The sequence below is a fragment of the Mesorhizobium helmanticense genome (assembly GCF_003034915.1).
Taxonomy (GTDB): Bacteria; Pseudomonadota; Alphaproteobacteria; order Rhizobiales; family Rhizobiaceae; genus Mesorhizobium; species Mesorhizobium helmanticense.
Genome location: NZ_PZJX01000132.1, coordinates 1 through 358, shown reverse-complemented (window position 1 = coordinate 358; position 358 = coordinate 1). Strand labels below are relative to the sequence as shown.

Sequence of the window (358 nt, the reverse complement as noted above, 5' to 3'; positions counted from 1 at the left end):
GGTGTCGGCCGCCGACGGCCCGATGCCGCAGACGCGCGAGCACATCCTGCTGGCCCGCCAGGTCGGCGTGCCCTCGATCGTGGTGTTTTTGAACAAGGTCGACCAGGTCGACGACGCCGAGCTTCTGGAGCTGGTCGAGCTCGAGGTGCGCGAGCTCCTGACCAAGAACGAGTTCCCCGGTGACGACATTCCGATCGTCAAGGGTTCGGCTTTGGCCGCTTTGGAAGATTCCGACAAGAAGATCGGCGAGGACGCGATCCGCGAGCTGATGGCTGCGGTCGACGCCTACATCCCGACGCCGGTTCGCCCGCTCGACAAGCCGTTCCTGATGCCGATCGAGGACGTGTTCTCGATCTCG

At 64.5% G+C, this 358-nt stretch carries 1 protein-coding gene; it reads left to right on the top strand.

Annotated features, from left to right (window positions below; translation table 11 throughout):
• A partial coding sequence (locus C9427_RS33640; protein ID WP_245437302.1) for a GTP-binding protein occupies positions 1-358 on the top strand: 358 nt, incomplete at both ends.